General features: G+C 56.9%; 14 protein-coding genes. 13 read left to right on the top strand and 1 reads right to left on the bottom strand.

The features are described 5' to 3' along the window. Positions 1-267: 267 nt before the first annotated feature. The 13 genes from CA54_RS03705 to CA54_RS03650 all read left to right on the top strand — a co-directional run bounded on the left by CA54_RS03705 (position 268) and on the right by CA54_RS03650 (position 12,645). Positions 268-519, top strand: a complete 252-nt coding sequence (locus CA54_RS03705; RefSeq protein WP_146369509.1) for a hypothetical protein — start codon at positions 268-270, stop codon at positions 517-519. Positions 520-743: 224 nt separating this feature from the next. Then, positions 744-1,106: a hypothetical protein gene (locus CA54_RS03700; protein WP_146369508.1), complete on the top strand. Its 363-nt coding sequence runs from the start codon at positions 744-746 to the stop codon at positions 1,104-1,106. A gap of 222 nt (positions 1,107-1,328) precedes the next feature. Next, the gene (locus CA54_RS03695) at positions 1,329-1,808 is read left to right on the top strand and encodes a hypothetical protein (protein WP_146369507.1); all 480 of its coding nucleotides are present in this window, start codon (positions 1,329-1,331) and stop codon (positions 1,806-1,808) included. Next, entirely contained in the window at positions 1,805-2,257 is a 453-nt protein-coding gene (locus CA54_RS03690; protein ID WP_146369506.1) for a hypothetical protein, read from the top strand. The genes CA54_RS03695 and CA54_RS03690 overlap by 4 nt, the downstream gene beginning before the upstream one ends. Before the next feature lie 235 nt (positions 2,258-2,492). Continuing rightward, entirely contained in the window at positions 2,493-3,002 is a 510-nt protein-coding gene (locus tag CA54_RS03685; protein WP_146369505.1) for a hypothetical protein, read from the top strand. A 218-nt stretch (positions 3,003-3,220) separates the two neighbouring features. Continuing rightward, positions 3,221-3,919, top strand: coding sequence for a hypothetical protein (locus CA54_RS03680; protein WP_146369504.1), 699 nt, complete (start codon positions 3,221-3,223; stop codon positions 3,917-3,919). 197 nt (positions 3,920-4,116) lie between these two features. Continuing rightward, complete coding sequence (locus CA54_RS03675; RefSeq protein ID WP_146369503.1) at positions 4,117-4,569, top strand: hypothetical protein; 453 nt, start codon at positions 4,117-4,119, stop codon at positions 4,567-4,569. A gap of 198 nt (positions 4,570-4,767) precedes the next feature. Further along, positions 4,768-6,777, top strand: a complete 2,010-nt coding sequence (locus tag CA54_RS03670; protein ID WP_146369502.1) for a hypothetical protein — start codon at positions 4,768-4,770, stop codon at positions 6,775-6,777. A 77-nt stretch (positions 6,778-6,854) separates the two neighbouring features. After that, complete coding sequence (locus tag CA54_RS29130) at positions 6,855-7,991, top strand: hypothetical protein (RefSeq protein ID WP_197532181.1); 1,137 nt, start codon at positions 6,855-6,857, stop codon at positions 7,989-7,991. Positions 7,992-8,004: 13 nt separating this feature from the next. Then, complete coding sequence (locus tag CA54_RS03665; RefSeq protein WP_197532180.1) at positions 8,005-8,706, top strand: glycosyltransferase; 702 nt, start codon at positions 8,005-8,007, stop codon at positions 8,704-8,706. Between the two features lie 53 nt (positions 8,707-8,759). Beyond that, positions 8,760-9,722 (top strand): glycosyltransferase, encoded by a 963-nt coding sequence (locus CA54_RS03660; RefSeq protein WP_146369500.1) that lies wholly within the window; start codon positions 8,760-8,762, stop codon positions 9,720-9,722. Positions 9,723-9,779: 57 nt separating this feature from the next. Further along, positions 9,780-10,484 carry a CPBP family intramembrane glutamic endopeptidase gene (locus tag CA54_RS03655; protein ID WP_146369499.1) on the top strand — a complete coding sequence of 235 codons (705 nt, stop codon included), beginning with the start codon at positions 9,780-9,782 and terminating at the stop codon, positions 10,482-10,484. Positions 10,485-10,923: 439 nt separating this feature from the next. Beyond that, positions 10,924-12,645, top strand: a complete 1,722-nt coding sequence (locus CA54_RS03650; RefSeq protein WP_146369498.1) for an ArnT family glycosyltransferase — start codon at positions 10,924-10,926, stop codon at positions 12,643-12,645. A gap of 12 nt (positions 12,646-12,657) precedes the next feature. On the opposite strand, the gene CA54_RS03645 is transcribed toward CA54_RS03650, so the two are convergent. Then, a complete protein-coding gene (locus CA54_RS03645; protein WP_146369497.1) occupies positions 12,658-14,067 on the bottom strand; it encodes a hypothetical protein in 1,410 nt (469 codons plus the stop codon). Between the last annotated feature and the right edge of the window lie 8 nt (positions 14,068-14,075).

Below are 14,075 nucleotides of genomic sequence, written 5' to 3'. Positions count from 1 at the left end.
CAGTAGGCAGTAGGCAGTGAAGAGGGTGTGGGGGCGTTTGGTTTTGCTTGTAGGCGTCTTGTTTAAGTTGGGAGACCTGCGGTCGGGGCTGGTGCGGGGTCTGGAGACCCGCGCACAACCATATCGAGAGACCGGCGCACAACGATGTCGGGAGACCTGTGCACAGCGTATCGTATCCTCGCGCCTGTTCCCTCACGCCTCAAGCCTCCCTTCCTACAGCCTCCGGTCTAAAGCCTACAGCCTAGTTAGAAAAGAGGTGTGAAACGCATGGCGGATTTATCGGGGCTTTCTTCGGTGAGCGGGGCTTCGCTGACTGAGACGCAGATACGGGGTATTTTGGCGCAGATTGATTTGGACATTACGAATCTGTTGCGGGATGGGAAGTTGTCGGCATTGAAGTATGCGATCCCGGGAGCAGCGGATCGGGCGGGGAACTTGCGGGCGTTGTTGGAAGCGCGGTCGTATTACCAGACGCTGTTGACGTCGCGGCCGAGTTGGGAAGTTTCTGTGGGGGAGTAATAGTCGGCAGTGAAGGAGTGGCCGGTGGCCAGAATTGTGTTGGTGGGAGACCTTCGGTCGAGGGGGGTGCGGGGTCAGGAGACCCGCGCACAACCTAACTGGGGGCGGGGTCGAGAGACCCGCGCACGACGGGACTGCCTCAAGCCTGTTCACTCACGCCTCACGCCTGCTACCTACGGTCTACAGTCTAAAGCCTATAGTCTATTCACACAAAGGAGCGCGAAATGGTTTCTGTGGCAGCGGGGGTGTTGGGGGCGGATTTGGATGTTGTGTTTTCGGATTGGGGGGTGGGGGTGACTTATCGTGAGGTGAGTCAGTCGTATGTGCCGGCGACTCAGCAGGTGAGTGAAGAATACACCGACACCGAAATCACGGCACTCGTCAGCGGCGATGCGGGGGAACCGACGCTGGGGACGGCGGGGCAGCATACGACCGACATGATTGAGTTCTTCGTCAAACAAGCGGACCTGCCGGCCGGGACTCCGAAACTAACCAGCCGCATCGTGCATCAAGAACGCGAATACGAAATCGTAGGCTACGCCAACAGCGAAGACGGCACCACCTACCAACTCCTTTGCCGGCCCTAGCCGGGCGGGCGGTTCGTGCTGCCGCACGAGGGGGTTGGGGCGCTCCCGTTGGTCGCTTGGGGGTGGTTGATTTGTGGGGGCTTGATTTTAGGTCAATTGTGGGCGGGATGGTTGGTGGGCGGAGGACGCGGGAATTGCGGTTTCTTGTGCCTGCGGAACACCGATTGCGTTGTAATCGCTGCCACCCTTTGCGTTGTGTGAAGAGCTAAGAGGTGAGTGCTGATGGGTGTGTCAATTTCGCTTGAATTGAACAACGAGCCAGCGGTGCGGCAATGGTTGGGGGGGATTCAACGGCGTGAGGTGCCGGCTGCTCGTAGGCGGTTGGTGCGACGGGTTTCTCGGTCGGCGCTGGTGCGGACGATTGAGAATAATCCGGTGGATACGGCGCGTTCGCGCGCGTCTTGGGTGGCGGCTTTGGAACAATTGGGTGGTTCTGCTCCGGCCGGTTGGGCAGGATCGCATCCGAAGGGTGCGGCGATTTCTGAGGGGCGGAGTCGGAGCGGTTTTGTTGAGTCGAGTGAGTCAGAGGTGACGAAAGTCGTGGCGACGAGTGGGGTGGATTACATCAACTATTTGGAGTTCGGTACGCAGCGGATGTCGCCGTTTCAAATGGTGGCCCGCAGTTTGCAGAGTCTGCGCCCGGCGGTTCCGCTGCAACCGTTTTTTGCTGCTGCTGAGGATGAAATGGGGAGCATGGTGTGAGCGGATTTGGACAAGAAGCATTGGCGGGGAGTCTGTTTGCGCATTGGAGTGACAACTTCCCGTTGGGGGTGACGACGGTGTATCCGGGGACACAGATCGATGCGACCGAGCAAAGCGAGTGGTTGGAGATATGGGTCAATGCCTGGCAGCGGAATCCGCGGCGAGCGGCGGGGCAGGAGCAAGTGGATGTGTCGGTGACCGTGCATTGTTTTGTGGAGCGAACTTTGGACAAAGGTCGGATTTTGGAATTGGCCGATGCGGCGAAGTCGACGTTGGAGCATCAGCAAGTTCCGGTGACGGATCAATCGTTGAGCGATCCGCCGGTGGTGGGGCATTTGCAATTGTTCGAGACGCAAACACGGACGATGACGCGAGTGGATCGCGATGCGAGGCGGCATGGATTGCAGCATGTGGTGCTGGTGACGTCGGGGGTGGCTACGGAGGTTTGATGGGAGTGGCCGGTGGTCAGTGGTCAGGAAGAGTAGGCAGAGGGCAGTAGGCGGTAGGCAGATGAGGAGTGGTTGAAGGTTCGTTGTTGGGGTGGGGAGACCTGCGGTCGAGGTTGGTGCGGGGTCTGGAGACCCGCGCACAACGAGTGGGGACCTGCGCACAACTGTTTGCCTTGGGCCTGTGGCCTCAAGCCTTCTTCCTACGGCCTCTTATAAATACGAAGGAGTGGCAGCGATGGCGGTTACGAATGTGACGCGTAATTTGCGCGATGGGGAATTGGTGATTAAGGATGGGACGTCGGAGACTCCGCAGTCGTTGACGGTGCTGTTGGACGAGGGGGATTTGTCCTGGACGCAGCGGTCGAACACGATTGAAGTAAAGGATCGGGGATCGGTCGCAGCGGGGCATACGCGGCCGGGGGATGAGGAATCGATTGCACTGTCGTTTACGGCGAAGTGGACGCAGTTGATTGGGAAGTACAACGACAGCGGCGATCCCTTGCAGTTGTATGAGTTTCTGAACTTCATGTCGGGGCTGAATATTGTCAGCACGTCCCAGAGTGGGGAGCAGGAGACGTTGCAGTTGGAGTTCACGGTAACCGATCCGGCGGGGGTTGCCGGTGAGAAGATCGTGTTTGCCAAGGTGTATCGTGAGTCGCTGACGATGAACGAAGGGGATGAGGCGAACTTGATTTCGTTTTCCGGTCGCGACTTTGAGGTGGCGCCGGTGATTAGTAGGCAGTGAAAACAGTGGCCGGTGGCCAGAAAGAGTAGGCAGTAGGCAGTAGGCAGAAAAGAGTGGCCAGTTGTCGGTGGCCAGTGGCCAGAGATGGGGGGAAACCAAACGGCAATTGAATGCCAACCCTACAGTCTACGGACTAAGGCCTACCGCCTTTTCCCCTCAAGCCTGTCCCCTCACGCCTCAAGCCTACTTTCCTACAGTCTAACAACGGAGGCATAGCGATGGTGGCGTTTCGGGAGTCATTGACGATTGCGATTCGGGGGGATAGTTCGCATTTGTCGCGGGAATTGGATCGGGTGGGTGAGCGGATTTCTTCGCTCAGTGATCGGTTGGGGCGGTTCAATCGGGCGGCATCGGAGATGGGGCGGTCGTTTGAGCGGATTGGTTTGGCGATTGGGCCGCTGCAAACGATCAGTACGTTGTTGGAGCGGATTACGAGTCAGATTCGTTTGTTATCACGGACGCCGATTGTGTTGGACATTCGTCCGGCAGTGCAATCACTGTTGATTTTGGGGCGGTTGATTGATGCGACCGCTGCGCGGCTGGCGCGGTTGTCCGCCGTAGGTACTGTCGGGGGCGCAGGAGGTGCGACGGGACCGATTCGTGCGTATGCCAGTGGCGGAATGGTGACGGGGCCGGGCGGGGTGGATCGTGTACCGGCGATGTTGACGGCCGGCGAGTTTGTGATTCGTCGTCCAGCGGTCCAGCAATTGGGGGCAGCGTTTTTATCGGCGCTGAATCAGTCTTCGCCGACGAATCCACGGACCATGCAATTGCCGGGATCCCCGGCGGGGCAGTCGACTTCGATCACCAACAATCTGGGCGGCGTGACGGTGAATGTTTCGCAGGTGGGTGAAGTCGCCGGGGTGGTGCGTGACTTGCAGTTTCGTGATTCGTCGCTGCGGGCGCGGCGGGGGTGATGCTGTTGGCAGGGGCGAAGTGGCCGGTGGCTAGTGGCCGGTGGCCAGAAAGGTAGGCAGTAGGCAGTAGGCAGTGGTGGGGGATTTGCGTTTGGTTTTTGCTTGCGAGTCTCACGCCTGTTCCCTCACGCCTCACCCCTTCCTTCCTACAGCCTAAGGTCTCAAGCCTACAGTCTAATGACGCTTGGAGAATTGCGATGTCGTTTGTGTTTAAGCCGGCGGTTTATAAGAGTTCTGTGTTGTATGAATTGCCGCGGCCGGTTCCGGTGTTGCGGGTGCGGGATGCTTGGGATGCGAGTCGGTTTAAAGTGCCGTTAGCCGATGGGGATGCATTGGTGGGGCATTCGCGGCAGGGGGTGGATATTTCCCTGGAAGGACAGATCGGTTCGCAGAGCGGTTCGCTGAAGACTTCCGAAGGGGCCATGCTTGAGGAATTGGAGGCGTTGCGAAGCACGTTGGATGTTTCGTCGGCGTCAGAGAAGTTTGAGTTCTTTCTCTATCACGACGCAACGAGCGGGACGTATCGCAAATTCGAATTGTGTTCGACGGTGCAGTTTGAAATGGATTTGTCGAATCAGAATTTGTTCACCTATTCGTTGGTGGTACATGCGGAGAATCCGGTGTTGTTTACGACGGCGCCTGGGGGGTGAGTTGTTGTAGGCGGGGGAGAAGTGGTCGGTGGCGAGTAAGAGTAGGTAGTGAGTAGTGGTTGGGAGGGGCGGGGGGAGACCTTCGGTCGGGGGATGTGCGGGGTCGGGAGACCCGCGCACGAGGGCGCGTTTGGTTTTTTGCTTGCAATTCTCAGGCCTGTCCCCTCACGCCTCACGCCTCTTACAAAGGAATGGTTCATGGGTTATCAACGACGGATTGTGCATTATCGTCCGGGGCCGGGTGATTTTCAGGCGGTGATTTCTGATCGTGCGATTGCTGGGTGTTGGTTTGAACTGCATCGGCAAGGTGGCTGCGGGGCGGGGGAATTGCGGCTGAAGGATCGATTCGTGGATCGTGCGGAGATCGAGATCGGGGATTGGATCTCGATGGCGTATCAGACGGGTGATCGCTGGTACTTGGGGCGCGTTGAGGAACGCGTGGCGACGAGTCCGGCGGAGATCTCGTTTCGCTTGCAGGGAATGAGTGTGGAATTGGGAGAGGTGTTTCCCGGTGGGTTTTCTCCGGACCGCGCTGATGGCGCGCCTCCGCATCGCTATGCCCGGACTGATCTGTTTCCCCACGACCCGGACCATTCGCTAGAGACGGTCGATGCGGTGAGTCAGCCGGATGAATTTGTGACGTTGTTACTGCAACAATATGTGGTTTCGCGGACGCATATTACACTCGATGCTGCGATGATCGATGCTGTGAATTTGGCCGAGGGAGTGACGACAGCCAAATTTCGGGGCGAGGAGACTGTGCGTTCGATTCTCAAAGAAGAGGCCGTTCGGGCGTTCAATGCGTCGTGGGGCGTGGATGCCTGGGGGCGTTTTTTCTTTTTTCAAAAACGGACGTCGGTGATTGCCACGTTTCAAGAGGGCCTGGATGTTGTTTCGCTGGAGGAGTCCCGCGATCGGGATTTGCTGTACAACCGCGTGATGCTGACCGGCGGGTATATCTATGACGAGCAGTTGGGGTCGGACATTTTCATGCGGGGTTATTATCGTTGGCGGGGCAATTACATTCAGCCGGCGAGCCGGGATCAACATGGAGAGCGGCGGATTCGGATTTGGATTCCTTGGATACGGACGGAATCGGATTCGCGTCAGTTTGTGAAAGAGTTTTTTCGCGTTTACGCCCAACCGACGAGTCGGTATTTCGTTGAGGTTGCCGATCAGGCTGCGCTGCCGGTGCCGTGGGGCGGACGAATACAGATCAAGGATCAAAGCGGGGCGGAGTTGATCTCGGCGATGGTGGAGACCATCCGGGTGCAATTTGATCATGCGCCCCGTTTTCGGTTGGAGATCGGGCCGGAAGATCCACACACGCATTGGCCGGAACCGCCGCACGATGAGCGGTGGGAGATTCCGGGAAACCAAAATCAAAATGGCGGGCATGGGGGGAGCGAACTTTCGTTTGACAACAGCGACGTCGGTCCTGATTCGACCGATGCGAGTTCGTCGTCTGTATCGGATAGTTCCAGTTCCGGGTTGTCGAGCAGTTTGAATTCCAGCGAACTGTCTGGTGGCGAATCAGGTGTTGAATCGGAAGGAGGCGGCAGTAGTGGTGAGAGCGAATCGAGCGGCGGGGAAAGCGGTTCGTCGGATTCGGGTGTGTCCAGTGGAGAGGAATCGAGCGGAGCGTCGGAGAGTGGGGAGAGCAGTGGCGGGGGGGAAAGTGGTACTGGCGGCGAGAGCAGTACCAGCAGTGCGAATGACACGTGTGTCGAAAAAACGGCGACGGACTCAGACAAAGTTAATGACGGCGGCGATGTCGCATGGGAAAGACTTGGTGGTGGTCAGGGAGAGGTGACCTTGGGCCAGTCCCAATCTGCCCAAATCCTGCGATGCTTTGATTTCAATTTCTCGTTGCCGTCGGGCAAAACAGTCGTTGGAATCACGGTGACGTACAACCTTGAGTGCTCGAACAACGGAGCCGACGATGTCGTAGGTGGCGAGGTCACGGTGACCAGTGGCAGCAAGTCGGGGACGAAGAGCTTGTTCGTGGGTAGCGGCGTGTGGCCGGACAGCGAAACGGATGAGATCGTGGGCGGCGAAGGGGATACGTGGGGCGAATCCTGGACGACGGATGATTTCAATGCGTTTGGATTGCAGGTCGATTTATCCTCAGTCGAACATTTGAGCAATGCGACTAATCGTACGGCGGAGGTCAATTCGGTCAAGCTCAAGGTGTGTTACGAAGAGTGACCGTGATTGCAAGTTGTCGGCGCGGAGTTTTATTCACTAACTCGCAGTGGATTATTCAATCAGGGGATGGATAACCAATGACGACGTTGTTCTATCGACTGACGACCGACGGCCAGCAAATCCCAGCGGCGTTGGATGATGCGTTCGCTGGACCGGTGGCGTCGGCGTGTTGGTTAATTGGGGGCGGGCCGTCGTTGGCGGAGTTGCCGCACCGTTTGATCGATGAGTCTCCCGTGCCCAAGATGTCGGTGAATCTGTCGGGGACACGGATACTACGGCCAAATTTTTGGACTTCGTACGATCCGTCGGCCCGATTTCATCGGTCGGTGTATCTTGATCCGGGAATTCTGAAGTTCGTGCATCGGCGGCGGGCCATGGATCTGGTGCCGGAGACGACCTATAAAGTTTGCGAATGTCCGGGGACCTATTTTTTCGAGCGGGATGCCCAACGGGGGTTTCATCAATTTTTGTCGCCGAGGTTCACCGGCATCGTTGATTGGGCTGATTCGATGGTGCAGGCGATCGACATTTTGTATCGCTTGGGATTTCGGACGATCTATCTGGCCGGTTGCGAGATGCGCGTGCGCTTGTCGGATGCACAGATGCAATGTGCGGCAGCGGCGGGGATCGAAGCGGTTCCGGGGAAATTGCTGCGAGATTTTCTGAGGCGAGCAGAACAAGCGGGTGTTGATTGCCACACGTTCGATGCCTTGCCGCCGGGGCCGCACTATCACTTTGACGAGCAGAAGCATGTGCGGGCGGCGGCGAATACCGATGCTCATTATTTTCGTATTGCGCAGTATCTGCGATTATCGCGACGGTCGTTGGGATTGGCGGGACTGCAGTTGATATCCGTGACGCCCGGTAGTCGCTTGAACGACTATTTTCCGTACCGCACAGTCGAGGATGCCTGCGGGCAGATCGCACAGGTGGTGGGGGATCCACGAATCGAACCGGTGCGCGGGTTGTATCGACAGATGGAGGCACGACAACCGGCCGAGGTGGGACCGATGCGGGACTTCAAGCCCCACAATTGGAAGGCTCCGCGCGTGGCGCAGGTTGAGAAGCCGGTTCCCGCAGACGGGGAATTGGTGGTGGAGGCGGAAGGTTATCAACAAGTGGAAGGTAACGGTCGTCAAGCTGTCCGGCAACGATTGCGCGGCGCGCTGGAGGACGTGGGGGATGCAGAACCGGCTCTGCAGGAAATGGGATAACACAGGATTCACGATGCTCGATACGACCATCATCATCCCGCAGCGGGGACATGCGGATTTGACACGGCACTGTTTGACCAGTTTTCGCGAACAGGACCCTGCGGCTTGGCCGGTTGTCATTGTGGATGACGGGAGTCCGCAGACAGCGGCAGGGTTAAGCGTGGGGGATCTTTCTCCCGGGCGATTGATTTTACAACCGCACCGCGGGGTCTCGGCGGCTTGGAACCGTGGTGCGGCCGCGGCCAGGACACCGTTTTTGGTGTTTTTGAATAACGACACGATTTCCACGGGGCCGTGGGTCGACGAATTGGTGCGACCGTTGCGGCAGAAGGAGTGCGTCCTGACCGGTGTTGCCATGCGCATTGAGCGGGCGTTGCCCGCATCGCTGTTGGACCGGTTGGCGATGCGGAACTATCTGGCAGGGTGGTGTTTTGCGATCGCAGCTTCTGTATTTCACGAGCTGGGGGGATTCGATGAGTCGCTGCGCGTGTATTGGTCGGACACCGATTTGCAGTTGCGCGCGGCATCGGCGGCGGATGATTCCCGAGAAGTGCTGCGGGATGTTGCCGGGTTACCGTTGGTGCATTTGGGGCATCGCACGGCGCATGACGGCTGCCTTTTGCCGCGGCAGCGCGAGCAATGGTGCGCGGACCGTCAGGTGTTTATTGCGAAGTGGCAGCAGCTTCTTGCGGGTGGTCTGTCCGGGCTTGACTGATTTTTCGTTTGGTTTGAGATCCTCTCTGTTGGGCCGGGAGCAAAGCTGTGCGCATGTTGCAGGTGTGTAATGTGGGGCGGATCATGGGGGGGACGGCGGCGTGCGCGTGGACGGTGGTTCGCAGTTTGCCGGAGTTTCAACACACGGTTGTATTTCTCAGCCGCGTAGCTGCGGACACGCGGGTGGTGTTTGATGATTGTGAAATCGAACAATGGGACAAAGTAACGGCAGCGCGCGTGCGTAGTAGCGGCGCGGATGTGGTCTTGTTGCACAATACCTCCGCCCGTCGCGCGGAAGGTCCTTTGCCCGTGGCGACGTTGCTGTATCAGCATTCGCGCATCACGCCGGCGGCGAGTGACTTGCGTGTTTATTGTTCGCGGTTGCTGGCGGAGTGCTGTGGCGCTGAGGCGGACACCGTGTTGCACCAAGCGGTGCCGACACCCATTGGGCGGGAGCGGCGATTCGACACACGCGCGTTGCGGGGCAGACCGGTGGTGGGGCGATTGTGTACGCCGGCGCCGCGGAAATGGCCGGAGATGCTGGTGGAGTTTTATGCGGAACTGGCGCAGCGACATCCGGAGGTCGCCTGGGAGTTCGTGGGGTGTCCAGCCAAGCTAAAAGATCCGCTGCGCACCGCTTGCGCGGGGCAGGCCCAGTTTTTTGAAGCGGCGTGGTCGGCTCGTGAACGTTTGTTGCATTGGGATGCGTTGTTGTACCACCATCCGACTCTCACGGAGTCGTTTGGACGGACGGCAGCCGAAGCGCTGCGGGCCGGTTGCATTCCGATTGTTGATCGTCGGGGGGGATTTCAGGAACAGCTTGTCGATGGCTGCGGACATCTGTGTACGAGTGTTGGAGAATTCAGCAACGCGATCGCGACGTTATTCGATCCGGGCGAAAAGTTACGTCAATCACGCAGTTGCCGCGCGCATGGTGATCGGGAGTTTTCGTTGCAGCGATTTCGGGAAGAGTTATTGGGGCGACTGAGAGCGTTAGCTGTCGGGGAAACGGCGTGACACATTTGCGGAGCTTGAATTTCGGTGCGAGGTTGATAGTTGTTATTCCGCGGAGAAATGCATTACCGTAGAGCCTCGATCACTGATTTTACGACACTGCTATTTGACGACACAGAGCTCACTGACCATTTTGCGGAATTATTAACGACCATGGAGCAGGATTCGGATCGCAACTCGTTTCTCGCGATGGCGGCCCTCTTCGAAGGAGGGTTAGTTGTCGTTGCGCTGGCATTGGGATGGGTGTTTGGTGTGCCGCCACTGGAGAGTTTGGACTGGGATCCCTGGGCGGTCTTGTGGGGTTTGGCGGGTGTGGTGCCGCTGTACGCGGGATTTGTGATTTTTGACCGCTATCCCGTCGGGCCGCTGCGCACGATTAAGGAGACGCTGAACGACTTGCTGGGACCGATCTTTGCCCGCTGCAGCAAAGCCGATTTGGCTGTGGTTGCGATATTGGCCGGAGTGGGAGAAGAGGTGTTGTTTCGCGGCCTGCTGCTGCCATTGACCGGGGGCGGGTCGTTTGTGGTCGGTTTGCTGATTAGCAGCTTGTTGTTTGGATTGGCGCACGCGGTCACCACGACCTATGTGATTTTAGCGGCGCTGGCCGGACTGTTTTTCGGTTTGCAATGGCATTATACGGGGAATTTGATGGCGCCGATCATTTCGCACGCGGTCTATGATTATTTGGCATTTGTGAAAATTGCCCGCGATTTCCGCGCGTCGACGCCGGAATATCCGCCGCAAATTCTGGATGGGGACCCCTAAAACCCGTTTCAAAAGTCGATTGCGCAAGTACCGAAAACTGGCACAGTACCGTCAACAGGAAGCCTCAGAGGTTTGGAAACGACTTGCGAGAAGCCTGACGCTTAACCGATTTGGCAGCTCAGTTGGGTGCGGGCCAGTATTGAGATAGAGGTTTTTTCTGCAGGAATTGGCTATCTCAATACAGCCAGCGCTAATTGCGATCGTCTGGAGTTTGCAGGCCGGAGGGTGTTGCCGGTGATTGCCCTTGCCAGTCTGTGGAATGCCTCTTAGAATCCGCCGCGCTTTGAGATCGGTGGGAAGCAGGCCCGATGCTGCAGGGGCGCGAACTCCGATTTCAACTGTCGAGTGAATTTCCGAACACGATGCAATTTTCGCCGATCGAATTCGGGTGAAACGTATAACACGGCCGCCCGCTCAAGGACGACTCTGCAACCTCCGCATGAAGCAACCACGCGACACTACCACTGATCACCCCTCAGTAACCCAAAATGAAGGTTGGCGATTACCTTGGTTGGGTGATTCGCGTTGGTTATTGCCGTTGTTGATGATCGTCGCCTTGGGGCTTCGATTGGTGTTGGTCAATGCAAACGATGTGATCAGCCGCGATGGCCTGAATTACGTCGGCTGGGCGCATATGATTGAATCGGGCAACGTCGAAAAAATTCCCGATAAATATCTGCTCAACCCCTATCCACTGTTGATCTTGCTCGTTGCGCGCACGGGAATCAATCATGTCTTGGCGGGCCAACTGATTAGCGCCGTTGCGGCGACATTGGCCTTACTGCCGTTGTATTGGTTCTGCCGGTCAGCGTTTGGGCGGCGCGTCGCGGAAATGGCGGCGCTGATCTATACGGTGCATCCCACAATGGCGCACGTGAGTAGTGAAGTTCTGCGCGAAGGTTTGTATTGGCTGTTTGGATTTTCAGCGATCGCTGTCTTTTGGTCAGCGGTGCAGCACAATAGTTGGTGGCGCTTTCTGCTGGGCGGCGTGCTGTGCATGATCGCGACGATGACCCGCGTGGAAGGCATTATTCTATTCGTGTTGGCAGGGATGTGGTGGACGGCCCATGTCTGGCCGGAGCGGCGGCGGTTGTTTATGAAACTATGGAAACCAGCGCTGACTGTGTCGTTGTTGTTCGCTGCTGTTGTCACCACAGCGGTTACGGTGATTCCGGCCGAAGATTGGGGGAAATGGCAACTGGTTGCTATGGCCCGAGATTATTCTGAAAAGCACCAATCGGCGTATGCGGGTTTGACGCCGGCCGACGGTCCGGAAGCCTGGAATTTGATGAGCCCGCGGCGGAGCTTAAAACATCTGGCGGAAAGTTTGCCCGCCTATCAGAATAAACAGACGCGGCTTGTGGACTTGGCGAAGGATCATCTCTGGTGGGTCTACATCGCCGACCTGTCCTACCATGTGACCAAGGCTTTTGAATTTCCGACGTTGATCTGTCTGTTCATTGGGTTGTATTGGGGACGGTCCCGGTTTTGGCGCAACGAACGAGATTGGCCGTTGGTGCTGCAATCGCTGCTGGTGTTGGGGATTTTGTTGCACCATTTGGCTACCGAACACGTGATCTCGTCACGTTACGCCTTTGCCTTGATTCCCTTTGTGTTACCGTGGACCTGTTTGGGATTCTTTCAATTCACCGATTGGCTGGGCGTGCAGTTGGAGCAGATCAACCGCGGGGCCTTGGTCCGCACTGCGACCTGCACGATTGTGTGCTGCTTGGCGGTAGCATCGATCGGCCGTTCGTTCCATTACCTGCGGGACGGAAAGGCATTGGAACGAGAATTGGGTGAGTTGGTTCGCAAGACGAGCGGCAAAAAAACGAACATCGCTTGCACACAGAAATGGCGCCGCGTTCCTTTTTACGCGAAGTCGGAATACACAAAGCTGGTTGTCCCTCCTCGTGCGGATCTGAATATTTGGCTCAAAGACAACATCGGTTGGCTGCGTAGGAACAACGTAGAATTCTTGTTGCTGGAGCGCGACTACACCTTTTTTGCCGGTGTCCGCAACCGGAAATTAGCGCCATCCAGCGAACTGCAACTGCTGTTTGAGAATGATCCGCGGTTTCACAAAATGTGGATCTATCGCGTGGCCAAACCAGCGGATCAAGTCGCCAACGAAGCCCAGCCCGGTCGCCGAAAGCAATAGCAGCCCAGAGGGCTACTTAGCGATCCTCAACGGCATCGTTCCCAGCGCCCCTGTCTCTCCGTCACGGTGATAGAAAAACGGTTTGCCGGTCAGCGGGTCATCCGGAATCGGGACTGCTTTGATATCCGAAAGTTTGTCCGGCAATTCTCCGTCATGCTCGGCGGCATACATGCGGATCGCCTCGAACCCGCGCAGTTGTGCAATAACGCCTTCCTGACGTTGGACGGCGCGGACGACCCCATCCAAAGCCGGTAACAACAGTGCCGCAACTGGCACGAGTTCGATCGTATCGCTATTTTCTTTAATCGATTTGCGGGCGTTTCTAAATTCCTCACCTGCCTCTGCCAAAGGAACGTAGGCCCACTTAAATAGGTCATCCCGGAAATGATCGAAGACCAATGCGGTATACAGCAAAATTGCTTGACCGGCTGCCATGTCCTTTGCGGCTTGTGAAGGCTGCCCCATTTTGATTAGGCCGGTCTTCGCTTCCACCGCACGAGCCATGATGGTTTTAAAGTCCGTTTTCTTTTTGATTTCGGCCAGTTCGTCAGCGTCCATGCCCCCTGTAGCGGCGGCGACCTTTTCGAATTTCTTCAAAAACGCCTCCAACTCCGCCTGCCATTGCTCGGGCGTCAGCGTTTTGGTTTTGGCTGCCAATAATTGCGGGAATACAAAGTACAGGCCGTTCCCTTCCAGTCCCATCGACGGACGAACATCAATAATCGGTCGCGGCAGCGCTGTCAGCGGCCAGTACAGATTCGGAGTATCGGGAGCACGGACGAACGCGGCGACCTGATCGTTGATCATCGAGACGATGGCCACGCCGATGAGATCACAAATGATGATAGGCGGTTCGGAAACATGCCGAGCCATGGCATAAGTCGTTTGAAATGTCCGCACCGCTTGATCGTAGTCTCCTTCGGTGATCTCCAGTCGCGCTTTGAGGACCAATAGTCGAGCGATTTCACGCATCTCCTGACTCTCATTCAGCGTGATGTAATACAGATCTTCCTTGTTTTCTGCTTGCGGCAGATCCCAGCGACAATAGGTTCGACGAGCGGCGATTTCCGTGTTTTCTAGAACTGCCCGAAACGGTTTGAGCGTGTCTCGCACTTTATCCACGTTAAAGACATCGTCCGGCGCCGCAGTCCAGGCAAGTACTTCATCGAAAAGGTTTGCGCCCTTTTTAAGTCGTTCAAGTTCACTGAGCTCCAACAGTGCCCGGTAATACATCGTCGCCGCGTTTCCTTCGGTTTTATCCAAGTAAGGCGGCATCAAAACATATTGCAGGGCCGGCGTTTCCGCCCGCTGTGGCGTAAAACTCAGCGGATCACGTTTTGAAATCGCCTGCGGCGGCTCATCGTCAGCCCAGCATGTTTGACAATTGATGAGCAACAGCCCGGCAAGAACAAAACGCATCATATTGAAAC

This window comes from Symmachiella macrocystis, assembly GCF_007860075.1.
GTDB classification, from domain to species: Bacteria; Planctomycetota; Planctomycetia; order Planctomycetales; family Planctomycetaceae; genus Symmachiella; species Symmachiella macrocystis.
This window is presented reverse-complemented; position numbering and strand designations above follow the sequence as displayed.

Coding starts and splice junctions, on each gene's coding strand:
- CA54_RS29130 (WP_197532181.1), top strand. CDS start 6,855: ATGACGACGTTGTTCTATCGACTGACGACCGACGGCCAGCAAATCCCA.
- CA54_RS03675 (WP_146369503.1), top strand. CDS start 4,117: ATGTCGTTTGTGTTTAAGCCGGCGGTTTATAAGAGTTCTGTGTTGTAT.
- CA54_RS03660 (WP_146369500.1), top strand. CDS start 8,760: ATGTTGCAGGTGTGTAATGTGGGGCGGATCATGGGGGGGACGGCGGCG.
- CA54_RS03680 (WP_146369504.1), top strand. CDS start 3,221: ATGGTGGCGTTTCGGGAGTCATTGACGATTGCGATTCGGGGGGATAGT.
- CA54_RS03670 (WP_146369502.1), top strand. CDS start 4,768: ATGGGTTATCAACGACGGATTGTGCATTATCGTCCGGGGCCGGGTGAT.
- CA54_RS03650 (WP_146369498.1), top strand. CDS start 10,924: ATGAAGCAACCACGCGACACTACCACTGATCACCCCTCAGTAACCCAA.
- CA54_RS03655 (WP_146369499.1), top strand. CDS start 9,780: ATGCATTACCGTAGAGCCTCGATCACTGATTTTACGACACTGCTATTT.
- CA54_RS03685 (WP_146369505.1), top strand. CDS start 2,493: ATGGCGGTTACGAATGTGACGCGTAATTTGCGCGATGGGGAATTGGTG.
- CA54_RS03700 (WP_146369508.1), top strand. CDS start 744: ATGGTTTCTGTGGCAGCGGGGGTGTTGGGGGCGGATTTGGATGTTGTG.
- CA54_RS03695 (WP_146369507.1), top strand. CDS start 1,329: ATGGGTGTGTCAATTTCGCTTGAATTGAACAACGAGCCAGCGGTGCGG.
- CA54_RS03665 (WP_197532180.1), top strand. CDS start 8,005: ATGCTCGATACGACCATCATCATCCCGCAGCGGGGACATGCGGATTTG.
- CA54_RS03645 (WP_146369497.1), bottom strand. CDS start 14,067: ATGATGCGTTTTGTTCTTGCCGGGCTGTTGCTCATCAATTGTCAAACA.
- CA54_RS03705 (WP_146369509.1), top strand. CDS start 268: ATGGCGGATTTATCGGGGCTTTCTTCGGTGAGCGGGGCTTCGCTGACT.